Genomic DNA, 22368 nt, shown 5'->3' with positions numbered 1-22368 from the left:
TGTCAGCCACATATTCAGTGACTGACACTCCGCATTCGCGAGCAAGCCCGCTCCCACACAAGCCCGCTTCCACATTTTGTTTTGTGTTGCCCTTAAGTCAGTACCACCGCTCCTCACCCGGCGGGCGTTTCTTGAAGCGCTTCATGCTCCACATGTACTGGCTCGGATAGGCGCCGACATAACGCTCCACCACCTTGCTCATCGCCGCGCAGGACGTGGCGGTGTCGGTGCTGTACATGTCTTCCGGTGCCGCTTCCAGGATCACTTTGTAACCCGAACCGTCCGGCAGCCGCAGGGCATGCAGGAAAACGCCCACGGCCTTGTGGCCTGCGAGCATGTTTGGCACGAACTTGCTGGTGAGGGCCTGGGTGGCAAAGAACGGTACGAAGATGCCTGCGGATTCGGCCGGCTCCGGGTCGGCGGGAATGCCCACCTGGCCGCCCCGGCGCACTTCCTTGATAACGCTGAGAATGCCTTCCTTGGTGGATGCCGCCACGCGGTTGCCCAACTGCACGCGCTGTTTGCGCAGCAGTTCATCCACCGCCTTGAGCTTGGGCGGGCGGTAGAAAATGATCGGTTTGCACTGGCTGCAATAGAAGTGGTTCAACACTTCCCAGTTGCCCAGGTGGCTGGTGATGCCGACCACGCCTTTGCCCGAGGCCAGGGCTTGGTGCAGCACTTCCAGGCCTTCGACTTCGCGGACCAGGTCAATCGAGCGTTGGGCCGGCCAGATCCACGCGCAGGCGCTTTCGGTGAGGGATTTGCCGATGTCCATCAGGCTCTGGCCCACCAGGCGCTCGCGGGCGGCCGGGTCCATGTCGGGGAAGCATTTGGACAGGTTGATCCGCACCGTGTCGCGGGAGCGGTTGGGGGTTTTCCACATGATCCAGCCAATGGCCGTGCCGACGGCCTGGACGGCGCGCCAAGGCAATAGGGCAAATAACCGGAGAGCGCCTACCAGCAAGGCGCCTTTCAACTTTTCCACAGGTCACTCCTGATCGTGTGTGGTGCGCAAAGCCGGCATTCTAACCGGCGTTGGCCAGGTCCGCGTAACGGTCGCAGTCCTGGGTGTGGTCCATGACCATGCCGCTGGCCTGCATACAAGCATAAGCTATTCGTATAGCGCTAGAATGCACCTACGAAGCCTTGTGAGACTGACTATGACACGAAAAACACCGGCCTATGCCTATGTGCGGATGAGTACCGTGGAGCAGGCGCGAGGCGACAGCGAGCGTCGCCAACTCGCCCAGATTGAGCGTTTTTTGACTGAAAATAATGCCGAACTAATCGAACCTGTTTTTTTAGATAGACTTTCGTCGTTCAATGGTAAAAACGTTAAAAAAGGCGCAATTAAAGACTTTCTTGAAAGAGTTAAACGAAACGAAATTGAAAAAGGATCAATTCTGATTATCGAGAGTTTTGACCGAATTTCACGCCAAGGCGGTTATATAGCTCATTCTGTAATTCTTGATATTATCAAATACGGCATTGACATAGCGACACTTTCGCCCGTTAAAAAATATTCAATTAATTCAGAAAATCAATTTATTGAAGGTATTGAAATCCAAACGCTCTTGTATAGAGCATATGATGAAAGTAAAACAAAATCTAATCGCATCACTGAACAACATAAACAGCGCAGAGAAAATGCAAAGAAAGGAAAAATCGCTTACGGCTCATTACCATTTTGGATTGAAAAAACAGATGAAGGGTTGAAGATAAAAGAAGAAGAAGCAATTGACGTTAAACTATGTCTATCACTGCTTAAAACGTATGGTATGTACGCAGTTACGGCAAAAATGAACTTACTACAAACATCATCAAAAAAAATCACCAAAGAAACAGTATCGCATTTATTAAATCGCCCGGCGGTATGCGGCGATTTACAAACAAACAAAATCGAGTATGACGAAAGCGGAAATCAAAAAAGGGTAAAGCATGAAATTATTCATGACTATTACCCCGCTCTGATTAGTCGTTCGGAGTTTGAAGAACTACGAACAGAGATTCAAAGTCGAAAAAAATCAGCGGTAAATAAAAGCGCAGGGCGAGTGTCAGGTTTTAAAAATATATTTAGAAACGTAATGCGTTGCTTTGCGTGCGATGCGCCTATGCGCTTGTCGCATATGAAATGGATTGGTGGAGAAAAAAAATATCTCGTTTGCACGGCAAGTGAATCAAATCAATGTAGAGACGCTGGACGAAAGTGGTACAACTACAACGATGTAGAAAATGCCTTTTTCTCAAACTTTAATTTGAACATTTTGAAAGCGAATCTACTCAAAGAAAAATCCAGTAATTCAAATCTGAAAGTTTTGGAAAATGCACAGTCTGAATATTTAAAAATAGAAGAACAGAAAGAAAATATCATCAAAGCTATTGAGTTAGGAACTGTCAATAAAGCGCTTGTGAATCGTCTTAATGAATTAGAACAACAGACAGAAAAGCTCAACGAAAAAATTGACGAGCTGAAAGCATTGCTTGCACTCGACACAGCACAAAAACACCTCAATGATTTTAATTATTCAGAGCTTGATGAAGCATTAAAAGATGAAAATAAAAGAGCCATAATAAATAAAATATTGAAGAGCGAGACAGTCAGTATTTCAATCTCTGACTTTAATAAATCATTTGATTTTACAATCCATATTGTATCAAGCAATGAACTTGATTTAGAGATTAGTTACAACTCAAAAGATGAGTATATTGACGTTGAGTTCAATAAAATTTCCAAGGATAAAAGGGCTCGCTTTTTTAATCACATAAGAAGAAGTTACTAGCCCTTTTTCTCGCTTGATTAAAATCAAGCAAGCAAAAGGACTTCACTATAAAAAAATAGTTGCTTAAAAGTTGAAGTATGACATTCAAATGCTAATATATTAGTACAAGTGTAAAATGCGAAGTAATTAAGTAACTCGCTACACTATCCCCACACTTTTTTCGCTGCGCTCAAAAGTGAGGGAATAGTTAGCTCGCAATTGGTCATTGAGACAGAAGCAAAAGCAAAAAGCGAAAGTCAAAATCAAGGGCACTAAAAAATCTAAAACAGTAACGCTGTCGCTCATACTATTTTCGATTGTTTAGAAGTGAAACGAGTTATAAAAATTTAGCAATCTGCTAATTATTTTCATAACACTTTCACCAAAATAACAACCGAGAACAGGATGAAAAACATAACAATATTTTACAGACAAATGAATTACAAGAATAGCGGAAAGGGTATCGTTACACTTCAAAAATCGTTGAAGCATTCGTTGAGAGTTACGCCTAACAACCCCACCAAAAATTTAGAATGGGACGATTCTAAATCCGCACATAATCAAATTTATTTGCCCGAACAAAATAAAGTCTTTAACTTAGATTCTCTATCACAAGAGGAACGAGTTAACATAATTTCCAACATCATAGACGAGGTAAAAGTTAACAAAAAATCCAACTCAATTGACACAGAAAATAAAAATGATTTGGGTAAGTATAAAGCAAAACTTAACAAAATACTTAAAGCATCAACTGACAATCCAGAGCTATATAACTATCTTAACAATATCATAAACTCAAAAACTGAATTAGACAGTAAAATAGAAAAAAATCATTTTGGTCAATTTGAATTAACAAGAAAGAACCAAAAGATTGAGTGCCTCGGCAAATTTATAGAGCTTCACAATAAGGTGCTAAATCCAAATAACACGAAAGACATAGGGCTCAATGAGGCAGTTATTCAAGAGGCTGTTTTTAAAATACCAGCGAGAAATGAGGTTGAAGTTTCTTTAAACGATATAGTGAAAATTCAATCATCGTTTTACAAGAAAAACTTTCCTGACTATCAAATCAAAGCCATTGCTATTCACGGTGATGAATCAGACGAACACTCTCACATATTCGTTTCTACAAAGAACAAAAAAACCAACAAGCACGACTTACTAAAAGCACAATATAGATTCGTAGAAAAGAACATTGACGAAGAACGATTGAAAGTTTTGAAAAACGAACCAAGTGGCTATAAACGTAAAAAATTACAAGCTGAATATTTTCAAGTTCTTTTCTATGCTCACGCTAATGAAACACTCAATAATGAGAAATACAAATTAAATGCGAAAGTTCTAGAAAAGACCGAAGAAAATAAAGCTCGTATGAGGGTGATTGAAGAAGACGCAAAACGACCAAAAATTGACAGGCAATTTAATTTCAATAACCTTCGAATAAAAAAACAAATGAATAATATTAGGAATTTAGATAAAAAAGAGAATCAGCTAAAAAACAGCATTGTCGAACTGGACAAAAAAGAAACAGCCAAGAAAAAAACTCTTGATAAGATGGACCAGGAGGAAATAACAAAACAAAATAAACTTGACGAAATGGACAGGGAAGAAGTAACAAAGAGAAATAAACTTGATGATATGGACAAGAAGCTCGATAAACTAACTACCGCCGTTGAATTTATGACTGATAAGTACCACCGAATGAAAGACAGTCTCGAAAATATAGGAACATTAATTAGTGATTTTATAATAGAGAAAATGAGCAGAATTAAAAATAGTAAAACGCAGATTGAAATTCGAGCTAATATTAATAAATTAGCAGAAGAGTTTGGAACTGATGAACCAGCCAATGAAATGATTGATGAATTTGCTAAACAGTCTGACCATCGAGTTAAACAAGATGTTCTTGGACTTAAAAGACCAAAGATGTAATTCATGGCGCTACGCCCAAACGACGCATAGTCGTGGGCGTCCTATCTGGACACGATTAATTCACCTTGACCCGCCAGGGTCAATCTTATGTATGAATCAGTAAGAGAGAATAGCTAAATCGCTTTTAATAGCTTTTAAGGCTTTTGGCCCCCAACCGGGGGGTTTGGGGGGGATAATACAAACATACAAAGTAAATAACGGCAGTACCTGCCGCAAACGAACACAACTATGGTTCTTCAAGAGAATAATTATGCTTCGGTCATATATTACAGAAGCAAATAAAAAAACACCGCAGTACCTGCGGCATAGTCTTCATTTCTATTTTTTCTTTACGTCCAAATTCAACATTTGCTTTATATTTTCATCAGAAACATTACTACGTTTTAGATTCTCAATTCTTTCTTTATCTAATGAGCTTGATAAGCCCTTGGCGCAAAAATTGGAATTAAAAAAGATATGCCCGTTGTTATCAACTAAAACCTTTTTTGTAATGAGTTCTTTCCACGCTCTATTAACAGCACTTTTATCAAGCTTTAAATCTTTTGCGATTGTTGATTGTTTAAGACTTACCAAGTTCCCGTAATCCATCATTTTCAATATGTATATAACGACTTTAAACTCTGTCGGTTTTAAGTCTAATTGCAATAGATTCTCTGCAAATCCGATGAAAAACTGCCCTAATATGACTTTTGGCTTATCTCTTTTTACATTTACATCAATGTTAATATTAGATTTTTTATCACCCAGCAAATCATCAACAGCTTCTAGCGTTTTGTCATTTAGCTCTTTCTTTAAACACTCTTTTTGTAAAGCGCCGATACTTCCATCATCATTTTCTATTTCTAAACCACACATTGAATCATTCATTAACGCACCTATATTATGTCTATATAAATAGCGTATCATTTGAATTGATAAAAAGTAGACGTAAGTGAGAAATAATTGTTTATTTTGAGAAAGCTCTCTCAAAACTTATCTATTCAGAAAAATAGTCATTTTTCATAGTTGATAAAATCGTCAACTCTGGTTGATAAAATCGTCAACTTGCAGTTGATTAAAAAATCAACTTCGGTTGATTAAATTATCAACTTTTATTTCTTGTAAGTATTGATTTTATTGGTGTTGAGAGGTTCTTAAGATGTAAGACTTTAATAAGACCTTTAAGAGGGAGGTAATTTACTATGCACATTAGAGATAAAAGTGCTTTAACTAAACAGTAGCATTTTATTTTTTAAATTCTTATTAAATTGAAAAGTTCTTAAATGTTTTAGCTGTTTTCGTTTGCGGCAGGTACTGCCGTTATTTACTTTTATGTTTTGTGAAATCCCCCCCAAACCCCCCGGTTGGGGGCCAAAAGCGGAAAAGCATTAAAAGCTATTCGGCTAGCCCTGCTGGATGATTCACCCACCTCTATGACCGTCGTACCCGCCCCTTCGGGCGACGGTCTAGGGCAACCCCCTGCCCAGACAGCGCCCGCGCCTATGCGGCGTTTCGGGCGCACGGAGTTGGTGCCTACCATGCGAATTGACTATGCTTGTATGAGCGCGTAGCAAATGGTCGGGCCGACAAAGGTGAAACCGGCCTTTTTCAAGGCTTTGCTCATGGCTTCAGCCTCGGCGGTGATCGCCGGGACTTCGCTGCGGTCCTTGAAGTGATTGACCTTGGGCACGCCGCCGACAAACGACCAGAGCCACGTCACCGGATCTTCCAGCGCCAGCCAGGCGGCGGCGTTACGGCGGGTGGCGTTGAGCTTGAGGCGATTGCGCACGATGCCAGGGTCGAGCATCAGCGCTTCGATTTCGGCATCGGTGAGCCTTGCCAAGCGTTGTGCATCAAAACCAAACAAGACCTTTCGATAATGCTCGCGTTTGCGTAAAACGGTGATCCAGGAAAGGCCCGCCTGGAACCCTTCGAGCAAAAGCAACTCGAACAAGCCCTGCGCATCGCGCAGCGGCGTTCCCCACTCCTGATCGTGATATGCCATGTACAGCGGATCTTCAGAACACCAAAAGCAGCGTGGCATAAGGCTCCAGGGGATGGTGGCGCGGCCGAATCGGGTATACTCCCGCTCTTTAAATCGCAGCCCAAGTAACAGGTGAATTTCGTGAGCCAGCCTACGCCAGCCGTGCGTACCTTCCAAGACTTGATCCTCGCCCTCCAGCAATACTGGGCCGAGCAAGGTTGTGTGGTACTTCAGCCCTACGATATGGAAGTAGGCGCCGGCACTTTCCACACCGCTACATTCCTGCGGGCCATCGGCCCGGAAACCTGGAACGCCGCTTATGTGCAGCCCAGTCGTCGCCCGACTGACGGCCGCTACGGCGAAAACCCGAACCGTCTGCAGCACTACTACCAGTTCCAGGTGGTATTGAAGCCGAACCCGGACAACTTCCAGGAACTGTACCTGGGCTCGCTCAAGCATGTCGGCCTGGACCCGCTGGTCCACGACATCCGTTTCGTCGAAGACAACTGGGAATCGCCAACGCTCGGCGCCTGGGGCCTGGGCTGGGAAGTCTGGCTCAACGGCATGGAAGTGACGCAGTTCACGTACTTCCAGCAAGCGGGCGGCATCGAGTGCTACCCGGTCACCGGCGAAATCACCTACGGCCTTGAGCGCCTGGCCATGTACCTGCAAGGCGTGGACTCGGTCTACGACCTGGTGTGGGCTGATGGCCCGTTCGGCAAAGTGACCTACGGCGATGTGTTCCACCAGAACGAAGTGGAGCAATCCACCTACAACTTCGAGCACGCCAACGTCGAGAAGCTGTTCGAACTGTTCGACTTCTATGAAAGCGAAGCCAAGCGCCTGATCGAACTCGACCAGCCGCTGCCGTTGCCGAGCTACGAAATGGTGTTGAAAGCGTCCCATACCTTCAACCTGCTGGATGCGCGCCGGGCGATCTCGGTGACCGCGCGTCAGCAATACATCCTGCGTGTACGCACCCTGGCGCGTTCCGTCGCTCAAGCCTACCTGCTGGCTCGCGCCAAGCTGGGCTTCCCGATGGCGACCCCGGACCTGCGTGATGAAGTGTTGGCTAAGCTGGAGGCTGCACAATGAGTGCTCAAGATTTCCTGGTTGAACTGGGCACCGAAGAGCTGCCACCCAAGGCACTGAACACACTGGCCGACGCGTTCCTGGCCGGTATCGAAAAAGGCCTGCACAGCGCTGGCCTGAAGTTCGCCGCGAAAAAAGTCTACGCCGCGCCGCGCCGCCTGGCCGTGTTGCTGACCGCGCTGGAAACCCAGCAGCCGGACCGCAGCATCAACCTCGACGGCCCGCCACGCCAGGCGGCTTTCGACGCCGAAGGCAACCCGACTCAAGCCGCGCTGGGCTTCGCCAAGAAGTGCGGCGTCGAGTTGAGCGAGATCGACCAGAGCGGCCCGAAACTGCGCTTCAGCCAGGTCATCACCGGCAAGCCGACCGCGAGCCTGTTGCCGACCATCGTCGAAGATTCCCTGAACGACCTGCCGATCCCCAAGCGCATGCGCTGGGGTGCGCGCAAGGAAGAGTTCGTGCGTCCGACCCAATGGCTGGTGATGCTGCTCGGTGACCAGGTCATCGACTGCACCATCCTTGCCCAGAAGGCCGGTCGTGAGTCCCGTGGCCATCGCTTCCACCATCCAGAAGCGGTGCGCATCACGTCGCCGGCCAACTATGCCGCCGACCTGCGTGCCGCCTACGTGCTGGCCGACGCCAACGAGCGTCGCGAGCTGATTAGCAAGCGTACCGAAGAGCTGGCCCGTCTGCAGGAAGGCACCGCCATCGTGCCGCCAAGCCTGCTCGACGAAGTGACCGCTTTGGTTGAATGGCCGGTGCCGCTGGTGTGCTCGTTCGAAGAGCGCTTCCTCGACGTGCCGCAAGAAGCCCTGATCACCACCATGCAGGACAACCAGAAGTATTTCTGCCTGCTGGATGTGGACGGCAAGTTGCTGCCGCGCTTTATCACCGTGGCCAACATCGAAAGCAAGGACCCACAGCAGATCATCGCCGGTAACGAAAAAGTCGTGCGCCCGCGCCTGACCGATGCCGAGTTCTTCTTCAAGCAAGACAAGAAGCAGAAGCTGGAAGACTTCAACCTGCGCCTGCAGAACGTGGTGTTCCAGGAGAAGCTCGGCAGCGTCTACGACAAGGCCGTGCGCGTTTCCAAGCTGGCCGCCTACATTGCGCCGCGCATTGGCGGTGATTCCGCCTGGGCTGCGCGTGCGGGCCTGCTGTCCAAGTGCGACCTGGCCACCGAGATGGTCGGCGAGTTCCCGGAGATGCAAGGTGTTGCCGGCTACTACTACGCCCTCAACGACGGCGAGCCGGACGATGTGGCGCTGGCCCTGAACGAGCAGTACATGCCGCGCGGTGCCGGCGCCGAGCTGCCAAGCACCCTGACCGGTGCGGCCGTGGCCATTGCCGACAAGCTGGACACCCTCGTGGGCATCTTTGGTATCGGCATGCTGCCCACCGGCAGCAAAGACCCGTATGCCCTGCGCCGTGCGGCCCTGGGCGTGCTGCGTATCCTGATCGACAAGAAGCTCGACCTCGACCTGACCCAGGCCGTGGTGTTCGCGGTTGGCCAGTTCGGTGCCAAGGTCAAGCAAGCCGGCCTGGCCGAGCAAGTGCTGGAGTTCGTGTTCGATCGCCTGCGTGCGCGTTACGAAGACGAAGGCGTGGACGTGTCGGTGTACCTGGCGGTGCGTGCCCTGCAACCGGGTTCGGCGCTGGACTTCGATCAGCGCGTACAAGCCGTGCAGGCCTTCCGCAAACTGCCGGAAGCTAACGCCCTGGCCGCCGTGAACAAGCGTGTGTCGAACCTGCTGAGCAAGGCCGAAGGCCTGGGCAATGCGGACGTCGACCCTGGCCTGTTTGCCGACGCCAAGGAGTTTTCGCTGAATTCGGCCATTGCCAAGGCTGAAACGGCGGTGAAACCGCTGATCGCCGAGCGCAACTATGCCGAAGCGCTGGCGCGCCTGGCCACCTTGCGTGACCCGGTGGATGCGTTCTTCGAAGCCGTGATGATCAATGCCGAAGATGCGGGTGTGCGCAAAAACCGCTACGCCATGCTGGCGCGCCTGCGTGGTCTGTTCGTCAATATCGCCGACATCTCGACGCTGAGCTGACCATGTTGAAACTGCTGATTCTCGATCGGGACGGGGTAATCAATTACGACTCCGACGCTTACATCAAGTCGGTGGCGGAGTGGGTGCCACTGCCCGGTTCGATCGAGGCCATCGCGCAGTTGAGCAAAGCCGGCTGGACGGTGGCCATCGCCACCAACCAGTCCGGCATCGCCCGCGGTTACTACGACATCGCCACCCTGGACGCCATGCACGCGCGCTTGCGCACGTTGGTGGCCGAGCAGGGCGGTGAGGTGGGGCTGGTGGTCTACTGCCCCCACGGGCCGGATGAGGGCTGCGAGTGCCGCAAACCCAAACCTGGCATGTTGAAAACCATTGCAGAACATTACAAGGTGCCGTTGGCTGGGATATGGTTCGTCGGGGACAGCCTCGGTGACCTGGAGGCGGCCAAAGCCGTCGATTCTCAGCCAGTTTTGGTGAAGACCGGAAAAGGCGAAAAGACCCAGGCGAAAACCCTGCCGGTGGGCACCTTGATTTTTGACGATCTGGCGGCGGTTGCCGCAGAACTTATCAACAACTAGTCGCCCTCGACATCCTGACCAAGGAGTGTTCGGGAGTGCGCTTTTAACAGGCGGGCCATGCCCCGCAACGGTAAATGCCGCCATGTCGATCTTGCAGGCCATCAGAACCTTTTTCTTTTACCTGCTGCTGGGCACCAGTTCGTTTCTCTGGTGCACCCTGAGCTTTTTTATCGCGCCCTTTTTGCCGTTCAAGGCGCGCTATCGCTTTATCAACGTGTATTGGTGCCGCTGTGCGTTGTGGCTGTCCAAGGTGTTCCTGGGCATTCGCTTCGAGATCAAGGGCGCTGAAAACGTCCCGGACCAGCCCTGTGTGATTCTGTCGAACCACCAGAGCACCTGGGAGACGTTCTTCCTCTCGGCGTACTTCTCGCCCCTGAGCCAGGTGCTCAAGCGTGAGTTGCTGTACGTGCCGTTCTTTGGCTGGGCCATGGCCATGTTGCGACCGATCGCGATCGACCGTGACAACCCCAAGGCTGCGCTCAAGCACGTGGCCAAGAAGGGTGACGAGCTGCTCAAGGACGGTGTGTGGGTGCTGATCTTCCCGGAAGGCACACGGGTGCCGTTTGGCACCGTGGGCAAATTCTCCCGGGGCGGTACGGCATTGGCGGTCAATGCCAACCTGCCGGTACTGCCGATCGCACACAACGCCGGCAAGTTCTGGCCCAAGGAAGGCTGGGCCAAGCGCGCTGGTACTATCACCGTGGTGATTGGTGAACCGATGTATGCCGAAGGCGAAGGCCCGCGGGCTATCGCTGCGCTGAATGACCGGGCAGCGGCCTGGAATGAAGCACAGCAACGCGCCATGGGCTCGCTGCCACCGGAGCCGGTTGTGGCGCAGGTGCCAGCGGCTTGAGCATCTGTGGATAACCTGTGTACGGAATGTTGGCGAATTGGCTTTTTTGCCTCATAACAAGCTGATTTACTTACATATTTCCTGAGGTCATAAAATTCGGGAAAAGGTGCATAAGTTTTTTCTCGCATTAAAAAACCGGTCCTTGTGACCGGTTTTTTATGCACAGCGAAAAAGTCCGTTTTTCAGTCTTCCAACAGCGGCAGTTGCAGGCTGAACGTGGTGCCCTTGCCCACCACGCTTTCGCAGCTGATACGCCCGCCATGGCGTTCCACGACGGCCTTGACCATGGTCAACCCCAACCCCAGGCCATCGCTGCCCTGGGCCGATTCGAAGCGCCGGTATTGGCTGAACAACTCCGGCAAGTCCTCGGCGGCAATCCCCGCGCCCTGATCGCTGATGCGGCATTCCAGCCAGCCTGCCGTAGTGCCGTGGCGCAACCTGACGGTGGTGCCGGAAGGCGAATACTTGATGGCGTTTTCCAGGACATTGAACAACGCACGGGTCAGCAGCGATTGATCGGCCGACACCATGCCCTCGTCAGCTTCATCCAGGTCATGGACCAAATGAATCCCCTTGAGCTGGGCCAGCAACGCCACCTGGTCAAACGCATCCATCACCAGCATGGCGAACAGCGTCGGCTGGAAGTGGTAGCCGTCCGCCTCGGCCTTGGCCAACTGCACAAAGGATTCGGTGAGGCTCAAGGCACGGCGTACCTGCTGCTCGATCTGGGCGAATACCGGCGACTCGCTGCCGTGTACATCCAGTAGCGCGAGGATCGCCGAGTGCGGCGCACGCAAGTCGTGGGAGAGGAAGCGCAGCATGGTCTCGCGGTGCTGCTGGGCTTCACGCTCCTTGCTCAGGTCCGTCAGGCTCAGCAGCCAGCCCAGTGCGACGTCACCTTCTGCAGGCAGCAGGGGCGCGAGTTCCATGCGCAGGCTGCGCTGGTGGATATCGCGGAACTCGACCAGCTCCAACGCCGAGAGGGCAGGGCGCATGCCGTTGTGCAGCGGTGGATAGCCCAGGTCGGCCAGTTGCTCCAGCAGGTTGTCGGTGACCAGGTCGCTGCCGAACACTTCCCGGGCGATGCGGTTGGCCAGCAGGATATTGCCCTTGGGATCGGTAATCAGCGTCGCCACCGGCAGGCACTCCAGGCCATCGGCCATGAACCGGCGGGTGTCGCGGGTGCGGCTGACGGCTTGCTCCAGGGCAAAGATACGGCCCTGCAAGACATCGCCTTTGCTGGCGGGTGCACGGCGGCGTTCGGGCAGCACTTTGGGTTCGTTGTCCAGGCGCGCCAGTTCCCAGCCGAAGTAGGCCAGGATCACGCTGAGGCGTCGCCAGTTCCAGATCAGGTAGCTGAGCAGCAAACCGATCAGGCAGGCGGCAGGGGACCACCAATGGCCCAGGCGCAACAAAGCCCAGGAAGCGATCAGCGCAGTGGTCATGCAGCCCAGCGTCATCCACAGCGCGTAACGCGGACGATAGAGCAGCAAGCCGAGTAGCAGGGCCACCACGGACGTCGCCATCAGCGCCGCCAACCACCCGGGCAGATCAACAATGCTGCGCTCTTGCAGCAAACCGTTGAGCACATTGGCCTGGATCTCGACACCGGCCGTGGTGCCCAGCGTGGACGAAATGGGTGTGGCAAAACGATCACCCATTCCAGAAGCGGTCGCCCCGACCAGGATCAAACGATTGCGCAGCAACTCGGGGGAGACTTCACCGCGCAATACGCTGACGTAGGACACACTGGGGAAGTGGCTGTGGGCCGCAATAAACGGAATGCGAATGCCATGCTCACGGTGCCACTGTTCGCTGGCTTTGCCGTGGGACTCACCGGGCATCGGTGCGGGCTGCTGGGTGCCCATCTCATAGGCCAGCCAAGCCAGTTGCGGCGCCATGGCATCCAGCGGCCCCTCACGCAAATACAGGCTGCGCACGACGCCATCATTGTCCGCTTCGACATTGATATGCCCCACACCCTTGGCGCATTTAAGCAGCGGCTGCATTTGTTCTGCGGGTTGGATGTAACTCGCCGGCCCTTCACGCAACAACGGCAACAAGACGTTGCCGGCATTGCACACTGCGTCAGCCAGGCGTTTGTCATTGGCGGGGTTGCCCGGCTCGCTGAAGACCACATCGAACAGGATCGCGGCCGGTTGCGCGGCGCTCAGGCGGTCAATCAGGTCGGCGTGCAAGCTGCGTGGCCAGGGCCATTGGCCCAGCTTTTTAAGGCTGGGGCCGTCGATGGTCACCAACAGGATGCGCGGGTCTGCCGGCAGGGGCGTGAGGCGGCGAAGGCTGTCGTAAAGCGGGTTGTTCAACGCCAAGCCGGGGCTCAGGGACAAGTACGCGGTGATGGGCAGCAACAGCAGGCCAATCCACAACCATTCGCGGACCAGGCCATGGAACAGCCGTTGGGCGTGGGTGGGTTGGCGTTTTTCGGGCTTGCCCCAGAGCATCATAGGTCAACGTGCCTGTGCTGTTGTCGAGTGGTGGACGATGTCATGGACCGCGGCTTTGCTCATCGTAGGACGACACTGGAGTTTACGACAGCGCACGCGTCGGCTGATCCTTTTACTTACGGTCAGGAGCCGGTATCTTTCCCACACAGGTACCGAGGACTTTCAAAGGCTTAACCGCTGATTGATCCCAGCGTACCGAGAGATCCAAGGGGTCGATGAATCTGCGCACAATTCTTCAGATTCAACGACCGGCATCTATGCAGCACGTGCCCTTATTCGAAACAGGCCAACGGCTGCCATACTTTTCAAGACGAAAGGACCACCCATGCGTGTCGCAATACTGGATGACGAACCCGCCGAACTGCGCCGGGTGGAACAGACACTGCGACAGATCCCCAGCACCGCCGAACAGCCTTGGACCCTGCACTGCTTTGAACGCGGTGAAGACCTGCTGCGCCAACTGCGCCGGGAAACCTTCGACCTGCTGATCCTCGACTGGCAACTGCCGGACATCACCGGCATCGCCCTGCTGCGTTGGACCCGCGAACACATGGAGTCGCCGCCCGCGGTCATCATGCTCACCAGCCGGGATGCCGAGAGCGACATCGTCACCGCATTGAACAGCGGCGCCGATGATTACGTCAGCAAGCCTTTTCGGCCCAACGAACTGAAGGCCCGGGTCGCGGCGGTGTTGCGTCGGCATGGCCTGCAAAAGTCGGCAACCCATGAATTGCAGAGCTTCAATGATCTGACCTTTGACGACGCCGAATTGACCGTGACCCGCGCGGGGAAGCCGATCAACCTCACTGAGCGTGAGTACCGATTGGCCAGCTGCCTGTTTGCCAACCTGGCGCGGCCGCTGTCCCGTGAGTACCTGTATGAGCGGTTTTGGACCCATGAAGAGATGGTGTCATCGCGGCCCTTGGACACGCATATCTACCGACTGCGCAACAAGCTGGGGCTTACGGCAGACAGGGGTTGGCAGCTGTTGACGATCTACGGGTATGGGTATCGGTTGGAGAGTGTGGCGGCGACTTCGCCGTGATGTTCCACGTGGAGCATTTTCGAATAGGCTGTATTTTCACCCAATAAAAAAGGCCAACGCTAAGCGTTGGCCTTTTTGGTTTAGCGGTTACCTCGATCAGAAATCCAGGTTAGAAACCGCCAACGCATTGCTCTCGATGAAGTCACGACGAGGTTCGACCGCATCACCCATGAGGGTGTTGAAGATCTGGTCTGCGCCAATGGCGTCTTCGATGGTCACGCGCAGCATGCGACGCTGGCTTGGGTCCATGGTGGTTTCCCACAACTGATCCGGGTTCATTTCGCCCAGACCTTTGTAGCGCTGGATGGTGTGGCGCTTGGTGCTTTCGGCCATCAGCCAGTCGAGGGCTTCTTTGAATTCCTTGACCTGCTTCTTGCGTTCGCCACGCTGGATGTACGCGCCGTCGTCCAGCAGGGTGCTCAGTTGAGCGCCCAGGGTCACCACGGTTTTGTAGTCGTTGCTGCCGAAGAAGTCGCGGTTGAAAGTGACGTAGTTCGACAGGCCGTGGGAGATCAGTTCGACCTCTGGCAGCCAGACGTTACGTTCACGGTCTTCACGCAGGCTGGCTTTGTACACCAGGCCGGACTTCTCGGAGGTGCGCAGGCGCACTTCGTACTGGGCCAGCCAATCCTGCATCGCGGCGTGATCGCCCAACTGCTCCAGGCTTACGGCCGGCAGGTAGATGAAGTGCTCGGTCAACTCCTGAGGGTACAGGCGCGACAGACGCTTGAGGGTCTTCATCACCATGCGGAAGTCGTTGACCAGACGCTCCAGCGCCTCACCGGAGATACCCGGGGCTTCGTCGTTCAGGTGCAAGCTGGCATCTTCCAGGGCCGACTGCGTCATGTACTCTTCCATGGCGTCGTCGTCTTTGATGTATTGCTCTTGCTTGCCCTTTTTCACTTTGTACAACGGCGGCTGGGCGATGTAGATGTAGCCGCGCTCGATCAGCTCCGGCAACTGACGGAAGAAGAAAGTCAGCAGCAGGGTACGGATGTGCGAACCGTCGACGTCAGCATCGGTCATGATGATGATGTTGTGATAGCGCAGCTTATCGATGTTGTACTCGTCACGGCCGATACCGCAGCCCAGCGCAGTGATCAAGGTGCCGACTTCCTGGGAGGAAATCATCTTGTCGAAGCGTGCCTTCTCGACGTTGAGGATCTTACCCTTCAACGGCAGGATGGCCTGGGTGCGACGGTTACGACCCTGCTTGGCGGAACCGCCAGCAGAGTCACCTTCCACCAGGTACAGTTCGGAGAGGGCAGGGTCCTTCTCCTGGCAGTCAGCCAGTTTGCCTGGCAGGCCAGCGATGTCCAATGCGCCTTTACGGCGGGTCATCTCACGGGCCTTACGCGCGGCTTCACGGGCACGTGCGGCGTCAATCATCTTGCCGACCACCAGCTTGGCTTCGTTCGGGTTCTCCAGCAGGAAGTCGGAAAAGTATTTACCCATCTCCTGTTCCACTGCGGTCTTCACTTCGGAAGACACCAGCTTATCTTTGGTCTGGGAACTGAATTTAGGGTCCGGCACTTTTACCGAGATAATCGCGGTCAGGCCTTCGCGGGCATCGTCACCGGTGGTGGCAACTTTATGCTTCTTGGCCAGGCCTTCGGCTTCGATGTAGGTGTTCAGGTTACGCGTCAGTGCGGAACGGAAACCCACCAGGTGAGTACCGCCGTCGCGCTGTGGAATGTTGTTGGTGAAGCACAACAGGTTCTCGTTGAAGCTGTCGTTCCACTGCAAGGCGATTTCCACGCCGATGCCGTCTTCACGCTGGATGTTGAAGTGGAACACCTGGTTGACCGCAGTCTTGTTGGTGTTCAGGTATTCAACGAACGCACGCAGGCCGCCTTCGTACTTGAACAGCTCTTCCTTGCCGCTGCGCTCGTCCTTGAGGACGATACCCACACCGGAGTTGAGGAAGGACAGTTCACGAATACGCTTGGCCAGGATGTCCCAGCTGAAGTGGATATTCTTGAAGGTTTCAGCCGATGGCTTGAAGTGGATCTGCGTACCGGTGGTTTCGCTGTCGCCAACGATTTTCATCGGTTCTTGTGGAACACCGTGGACGTAGGTCTGTTCCCAGATCTTGCCGCTGCGGCGAACGGTCAGGATCAACTCTTCGGACAGCGCGTTCACCACCGACACACCTACACCGTGCAAACCGCCGGAGACTTTGTAGGAGTTGTCATCGAACTTACCGCCGGCGTGGAGCACGGTCATGATGACCTCTGCCGCCGAAACGCCTTCTTCTTTGTGCACATCAACCGGAATGCCGCGACCGTTGTCGCGCACGGTGATGGACTCATCCGGGTGGATGATGATGCTGATATCGTCGCAGTGACCGGCCAGCGCTTCGTCGATGGAGTTATCGACCACCTCGAACACCATGTGGTGCAGACCGCTACCATCATCGGTGTCGCCAATGTACATACCGGGACGTTTGCGTACGGCATCCAAACCTTTCAGCACTTTAATGCTGGTCGAGTCGTACGTGTTTTCTTCGCTCATGCCTTCACTCCCGATGGTCGTGGGTCTGGGTGATACGGCCCTGTTCCACGTGGAACAAAGCGACTGGCGTTTCCGTCTGCCAGCCTTCCCTCAATAATTCGTGGTCTACACAGGTGATAAACACCTGGCAGCGTAAGTCTTCCAACAAGCGGCATAACGCGCGGCGATGTTGCTCGTCGAGTTCGGACGGCAAGTCATCCACCAGATAAATACACTGACCGCGTCGGGCCTGGCTAACCAAATGCCCCTGGGCGATACGCAGCGCGCACACCACCAACTTCTGCTGGCCACGGGACAAGATATCCGCGGCATTATGTGCGCCTAATCTAAGGCGCAGATCAGCCCGTTGGGGGCCGGCCTGGGTATGGCCAATTTGCTGGTCCCGCTGCAAGGACGTGGCGAGCACTGCACTCAGTTCACGCTCTTTGTCCCAGCCACGGTAGTAGCTCAGCGTCAGCCCTTCGAGATCCAACAACTCGCTCAAGGTCTGCTCAAAGACTGGTTTCAAGGCTTTGATATAAGCGCGGCGGTATTCATCTATTTCGTCGCTGGCCAGGCACAGTTCCCGGTCCCAGGCCGCTTGCGAAGCGGCGTCAAGTGTACCATGCCGCAGCCACGAGTTCCGCTGCCGCAGGGCCTTCTGCAGGCGCTGCCAAGTGGCCATGAAACGCGGTTCCACGTGGAACACTCCCCAATCGAGGAACTGCCTGCGGATTTTTGGCGCGCCTTCCAACAGGCGAAAGCTGTCGGGGTTTATCAATTGCAGTGGCAGGATTTCCGCGAGCTGGGCCGCACTGCGTGCGTTTTGGCCGTCAATACGGATCTGGAACTCACCGCCGCGATCACGGGATATCCCCAAGGCACTGTTGCCGCCTTCTGCCAGTTCGACTTGGCCGAATACCGTGCACGCCAATTGTTCGTACTGGATAACCGGTAACAAGCGGGCACTGCGGAAGGAACGGGCAAGCCCCAACAGGTGGATGGCTTCCAGCACGCTGGTTTTGCCACTGCCGTTGGCGCCGTAGAGGATATTGATGCGGGGGGAGGGGGAGAAGGTCACCGGGTGCAGATTGCGCACCGCGGTGACCGAGACGCGACTAAGGGACATCTAGCTTCTGTTACAGGCGCATCGGCATAACAACGTAAGCCGAGTCGTCATTGTCGGATTCCTGCACGAGGGCGCTGCTGTTGGAGTCCGACAGAATCAGGCGAACCTGTTCGGTGGTCATCACACCCAGCACGTCGAGCAAGTAACTCACGTTAAAGCCGATTTCCAGGGAGCCGCCGTTGTAGTCAACGCCCACTTCTTCTTCCGCTTCTTCCTGCTCCGGGTTGTTGGCCTGGATTTTCAGCTGACCGTTGGCCAATTGGAGACGAATACCACGGTACTTCTCGTTGGACAGAATCGCGGTCCGACTGAAGGCTTCACGTAATGCCTGGCGATCACCGAGCACCAACTTGTCACCGCCCTTGGGCAGTACACGCTCGTAATCCGGGAACTTGCCGTCAACCAACTTGGAGGTGAAGGTGAACTCACCGGTGGTCGCGCGGATGTGGTGCTGGCCCAAGACGATGCTGACATTGCCGTCCGGCTCGGTGAGCAGGCGCGCCAATTCGAGGATACCTTTGCGCGGCACGATCACCTGGTGGCGATCCGGTTGGCCAATGTCGGCTTTCATCGAGCACATGGCCAGACGGTGACCGTCGGTGGCCACGGCGCGAATGATGCCTTCAGACACTTCCAACAGCATGCCGTTGAGGTAGTAACGCACGTCCTGTTGCGCCATGGCGAAGCTGGTGCGTTCGATCAAACGACGCAGCTTGCTTTGCTCCAGGCTGCAGGTCAGCGAGCCAGGACCTTCTTCCACGGTTGGGAAATCATTGGCTGGCAGGGTGGACAGGGTGAAACGGCTACGGCCGGCCTTGACCACCAGCTTGGCGTCATCAACTTTAATATCGATCAGCGCGTCGTTCGGCAGGCTTTTGCAGATATCCATCAGCTTGCGCGCCGGCACGGTGATCTCGCCAGGTTCGGCGGGCTCTTCCAACTGCACACGACCGACCAGTTCGACTTCCAGGTCGGTACCGGTCAGGGACAGTTGCTGGCCTTCGACCACCAGCAATACGTTGGAAAGCACCGGCAAGGTCTGTCGGCGCTCGACGACGCCTGCGACCAGTTGCAGGGGTTTCAACAGGGCTTCGCGTTGAATGGTGAAATGCATGGTCTAGTCCCTTGCCTTAATAAGCTGCGCTGGTGTCATCACGTTGTCAGTGTACGCAGCAGGTTCTTGTAGTCCTCGCGAATATCCGCGTCGGATTCCTTGAGTTCGTTGATTTTGCGGCACGCGTGCAACACAGTGGTGTGATCGCGGCCACCAAACACATCGCCGATTTCCGGCAGGCTGTGGTTGGTCAGCTCTTTGGAGAGCGCCATGGCCACTTGCCGTGGACGTGCCACCGAGCGCGAACGGCGCTTGGACAACAAGTCGGAAATCTTGATTTTGTAGTATTCGGCAACCGTGCGTTGGATGTTATCCACACTCACCAGTTTATCTTGCAGCGCCAGCAGGTCTTTCAGGGATTCGCGAATCAACTCGATGGTGATATCGCGGCCCATGAAGTGCGAGTGGGCGATGACCCGCTTGAGTGCGCCTTCCAGCTCACGCACGTTGGAACGAATGCGCTGGGCGATAAAGAAGGCGGCGTCGTGGGGCAGGTCGACTTTCGCCTGGTCGGCCTTTTTCATCAGGATCGCGACGCGGGTTTCCAGCTCCGGCGGTTCTACCGCAACGGTGAGGCCCCAGCCGAAGCGCGACTTCAAGCGCTCTTCCAGGCCTTCGATTTCCTTCGGGTAGCGGTCACTGGTCAAGATGACCTGTTGACCGCCTTCGAGCAGGGCGTTGAAGGTGTGGAAGAACTCTTCCTGTGAACGTTCCTTGCGCGCGAAGAATTGAATGTCATCGATCAGCAAGGCATCAACGGAACGGTAGAACCGTTTGAACTCGTTGATAGCATTGAGCTGCAAGGCCTTGACCATGTCAGCCACGAAGCGCTCCGAGTGCAGGTACACAACCTTGGCATTCGGGTTCTTCTTTAATAGGTGGTTACCCACAGCGTGCATCAAGTGAGTCTTACCCAAGCCAACGCCACCATAAAGGAAGAGCGGGTTGTAACCATGCTTGGGGTTATCGGCGACCTGCCAGGCGGCAGCGCGGGCCAACTGGTTGGATTTACCTTCGACGAAGTTCTCAAAGGTAAAGGTGCGGTTCAGGTAGCTGGTGTGCTTGAGCGCGCCTTCGACTTGCACGGTGCGCTGTTCGGCGCGAACCGGTGCTTGCTGGGAGCTGGCGCCGGCCATCGGGTCAAAGCTGTCGCGTGACGGCTCCTCGTTCTGCGGCGCGCTTTTCTGCGCGGAGGCCTTGGATGGCGCGGGCGCCGGCGCAGGTGCCGCCGGTGCATTCACTGCCTGGGCTTGCGAAGCAGCAGCGGCCAACGGCGCATTCGGTGCAGCGCGGGGCGCGGAGCTGCGCTTGCTACCTATTAATAAGGAGAGCACCGGCGCGACGCCATTGCCATGTTCGTCGAGCAACTCGAGCACGCGGCTCAGGTACTTCTCGTTGACCCAGTCGAGAACAAACCGATTGGGTGCGTAAACACGCAACTCGTCGCCTTCGGCTTCGACTTGTAGTGGACGGATCCAGGTGTTGAATTGCTGGGCAGGCAGCTCCTCGCGCAAAAGCTCCACGCACTGCTGCCAAAGTTCCACTGACACGGATATCCCCTAAGTTGAAAGCCGGTGAGGCAAAAACAGCCGCCATTGTAGCGGCGCGCTGCCCACTTATCCACATGTAGGTTGCGCACAAGGCAGCCAAAATCAATGCGTTAACCACAAAAAAAGCGACCAATGGTCTGTGCATAAGCTCTGTGGATAAGCGCACCTAAGGTCGTTGTACAAGTGGGGGCGAAAGTCTGTGGGTAACTGGCCTGTGGATAACAACCCATTCCACCCACAGCTTATCCGACAGCGCAGCACAGGCAGAGCCCAGTTTCTCCCCCGTGTTGTCATTCTCTGTACATCAGGTGGAATATGGCCTCAAGGCAGTTATCCACAGATGATCGCCGCCCTAGCTTTTATAAGCTTTACAGAAAAGCTTTAAATAACTTCCTTCTTTATTTTTATATCTAGGGCATTGCTCGTGAAAGCCGAGCGGATAGAAAAGGGCGCTTTGCCGTATAGAGATCTAATTGAAGGAAAAGCTGGTTGGAAATTGACCTAGAGGCTTGCTTTCTCTAGAATCGCCGGTCTCTTAAAACGGGGGCCATTCCGGCCCGTTGTGGACGAACCAGGTAACAACGCCATGAAACGTACTTTCCAACCAAGCACCATCAAACGCGCCCGCACTCACGGTTTCCGTGCTCGCATGGCTACCAAGAACGGCCGTGCTGTCCTGTCGCGTCGTCGCGCCAAAGGTCGTGCACGTCTGGCAGTTTGATAATCCGGTACCTGCGGTGAGTCAGGACTTCAGTCGGGAAAAGCGTCTGCTTACCCCCCGGCACTTCAAGGCAGTCTTTGACTCCCCCACCGGCAAGGTTCCGGGGAAAAATCTCCTGCTCCTTGCGCGTAACAACGATCTGGATCACCCCCGTCTCGGGTTGGTGATCGGCAAGAAGAGCGTAAAGCTCTCCGTTGAGCGCAATCGCCTCAAGCGTCTGATGCGCGAATCGTTTCGCCTCCACCAGGACACTCTGGTTGGTTGGGATATTGTTATCGTCGCGCGCAAAGGCTTGGGGGACGTAGAAAACCCCGAATTGATTCAGCATTTCGGCAAGCTCTGGAAACGTTTGGCGCGTACCAACAAGCCAACACCAGCAGTCAGCACCGAAACTGTAGGGGTAGACAGTCCTGATGCGTAAACTGGCAATCGTTCCGATCCAGTTTTATCGCTATGCCATTAGTCCCCTGATGGCCAACCACTGTCGTTTCTACCCCAGTTGTTCCTGCTACGCGTTAGAGGCCATAGAAAATCATGGTCTTCTGCGCGGTGGCTGGCTGACCTTTCGTCGTTTAGGTCGCTGTCATCCGTGGAATGCCGGTGGTTATGACCCGGTTCCACCTATCCCTACCTCCCGTTCTTCTTCGATGGCCGAGTAA

The 22368-nt window shown here is 53.8% G+C and carries 18 protein-coding genes and 1 pseudogene; 10 read left to right on the top strand and 9 right to left on the bottom strand.

The window, feature by feature from the left end; all coding sequences use genetic code 11:
* Positions 1 to 97: 97 nt before the first annotated feature.
* Positions 98 to 985, bottom strand: coding sequence for a lysophospholipid acyltransferase (locus NUV89_RS04885; protein ID WP_257780486.1), 888 nt, complete (start codon positions 983 to 985; stop codon positions 98 to 100).
* A gap of 40 nt (positions 986 to 1025) precedes the next feature.
* Positions 1026 to 1115, bottom strand: a pseudogene (locus tag NUV89_RS04880) (DNA-3-methyladenine glycosylase I); the annotation flags it as partial.
* Positions 1116 to 1130: 15 nt separating this feature from the next.
* On the opposite strand from NUV89_RS04880, the gene NUV89_RS04875 reads away from it, so the two are divergent.
* Positions 1131 to 2780 carry a recombinase family protein gene (locus NUV89_RS04875; RefSeq protein ID WP_308220186.1) on the top strand — a complete coding sequence of 550 codons (1650 nt, stop codon included), beginning with the start codon at positions 1131 to 1133 and terminating at the stop codon, positions 2778 to 2780.
* Positions 2781 to 3164: 384 nt separating this feature from the next.
* Positions 3165 to 4691, top strand: a complete 1527-nt coding sequence (locus NUV89_RS04870; protein ID WP_257780484.1) for a hypothetical protein — start codon at positions 3165 to 3167, stop codon at positions 4689 to 4691.
* Between the two features lie 318 nt (positions 4692 to 5009).
* Here the strand turns inward: NUV89_RS04870 and NUV89_RS04865 are convergent, their stop codons facing one another.
* Positions 5010 to 5558, bottom strand: coding sequence for a helix-turn-helix domain-containing protein (locus tag NUV89_RS04865; RefSeq protein ID WP_169905663.1), 549 nt, complete (start codon positions 5556 to 5558; stop codon positions 5010 to 5012).
* Between the two features lie 661 nt (positions 5559 to 6219).
* A complete protein-coding gene (locus NUV89_RS04860) occupies positions 6220 to 6714 on the bottom strand; it encodes a DNA-3-methyladenine glycosylase I (protein ID WP_257780488.1) in 495 nt (164 codons plus the stop codon).
* 81 nt (positions 6715 to 6795) lie between these two features.
* Between NUV89_RS04860 and glyQ the strand changes: the two genes are divergently transcribed.
* The 4 genes from glyQ to NUV89_RS04840 all read left to right on the top strand — a co-directional run bounded on the left by glyQ (position 6796) and on the right by NUV89_RS04840 (position 11192).
* Positions 6796 to 7749, top strand: a complete 954-nt coding sequence (glyQ, locus tag NUV89_RS04855; protein ID WP_003213601.1) for a glycine--tRNA ligase subunit alpha — start codon at positions 6796 to 6798, stop codon at positions 7747 to 7749.
* Positions 7746 to 9800, top strand: a complete 2055-nt coding sequence (gene glyS / locus NUV89_RS04850) for a glycine--tRNA ligase subunit beta (protein ID WP_257780483.1) — start codon at positions 7746 to 7748, stop codon at positions 9798 to 9800. Before glyQ ends, glyS begins: the two co-directional genes overlap by 4 nt.
* Before the next feature lie 2 nt (positions 9801 to 9802).
* Positions 9803 to 10339, top strand: coding sequence for a D-glycero-beta-D-manno-heptose 1,7-bisphosphate 7-phosphatase (gmhB, locus tag NUV89_RS04845; protein WP_257780482.1), 537 nt, complete (start codon positions 9803 to 9805; stop codon positions 10337 to 10339).
* Positions 10340 to 10421: 82 nt separating this feature from the next.
* Complete coding sequence (locus NUV89_RS04840) at positions 10422 to 11192, top strand: 1-acyl-sn-glycerol-3-phosphate acyltransferase (protein WP_257780481.1); 771 nt, start codon at positions 10422 to 10424, stop codon at positions 11190 to 11192.
* A 182-nt stretch (positions 11193 to 11374) separates the two neighbouring features.
* Here NUV89_RS04840 and NUV89_RS04835 read toward each other — a convergent pair whose 3' ends face one another.
* On the bottom strand, positions 11375 to 13657 hold the full coding sequence (locus tag NUV89_RS04835) for a CHASE2 domain-containing protein (RefSeq protein ID WP_257780479.1): 2283 nt from the start codon (positions 13655 to 13657) through the stop codon (positions 11375 to 11377).
* Between the two features lie 325 nt (positions 13658 to 13982).
* On the opposite strand from NUV89_RS04835, the gene NUV89_RS04830 reads away from it, so the two are divergent.
* Positions 13983 to 14702: a response regulator transcription factor gene (locus NUV89_RS04830; protein ID WP_257780478.1), complete on the top strand. Its 720-nt coding sequence runs from the start codon at positions 13983 to 13985 to the stop codon at positions 14700 to 14702.
* A gap of 96 nt (positions 14703 to 14798) precedes the next feature.
* Here the strand turns inward: NUV89_RS04830 and gyrB are convergent, their stop codons facing one another.
* From gyrB to dnaA, 4 genes are read right to left on the bottom strand one after another with little or no spacing between them, the layout of a single operon-like run.
* Entirely contained in the window at positions 14799 to 17216 is a 2418-nt protein-coding gene (gene gyrB / locus NUV89_RS04825) for a DNA topoisomerase (ATP-hydrolyzing) subunit B (protein WP_017736246.1), read from the bottom strand.
* A 4-nt stretch (positions 17217 to 17220) separates the two neighbouring features.
* Complete coding sequence (gene recF, locus NUV89_RS04820; RefSeq protein ID WP_207040235.1) at positions 17221 to 18324, bottom strand: DNA replication/repair protein RecF; 1104 nt, start codon at positions 18322 to 18324, stop codon at positions 17221 to 17223.
* Positions 18325 to 18334: 10 nt separating this feature from the next.
* Positions 18335 to 19438, bottom strand: a complete 1104-nt coding sequence (dnaN, locus tag NUV89_RS04815; RefSeq protein WP_185709615.1) for a DNA polymerase III subunit beta — start codon at positions 19436 to 19438, stop codon at positions 18335 to 18337.
* 38 nt (positions 19439 to 19476) lie between these two features.
* Complete coding sequence (gene dnaA / locus NUV89_RS04810) at positions 19477 to 20988, bottom strand: chromosomal replication initiator protein DnaA (RefSeq protein WP_257780477.1); 1512 nt, start codon at positions 20986 to 20988, stop codon at positions 19477 to 19479.
* Between the two features lie 586 nt (positions 20989 to 21574).
* Here dnaA and rpmH point away from each other — a divergent pair.
* From rpmH to yidD, 3 genes are read left to right on the top strand one after another with little or no spacing between them, the layout of a single operon-like run.
* Positions 21575 to 21709, top strand: coding sequence for a 50S ribosomal protein L34 (gene rpmH / locus NUV89_RS04805; RefSeq protein WP_003213577.1), 135 nt, complete (start codon positions 21575 to 21577; stop codon positions 21707 to 21709).
* A gap of 16 nt (positions 21710 to 21725) precedes the next feature.
* Positions 21726 to 22130 (top strand): ribonuclease P protein component, encoded by a 405-nt coding sequence (gene rnpA, locus NUV89_RS04800; RefSeq protein WP_257780487.1) that lies wholly within the window; start codon positions 21726 to 21728, stop codon positions 22128 to 22130.
* Entirely contained in the window at positions 22123 to 22368 is a 246-nt protein-coding gene (gene yidD / locus NUV89_RS04795; protein WP_192298133.1) for a membrane protein insertion efficiency factor YidD, read from the top strand. The genes rnpA and yidD overlap by 8 nt, the downstream gene beginning before the upstream one ends.

The sequence above is a fragment of the Pseudomonas sp. 18.1.10 genome, assembly GCF_024655625.1.
GTDB lineage: Bacteria > Pseudomonadota > Gammaproteobacteria > Pseudomonadales > Pseudomonadaceae > Aquipseudomonas.
Note: the sequence above shows the minus strand (reverse complement) of the source record. Positions and strands in the feature narration are given on the sequence as shown.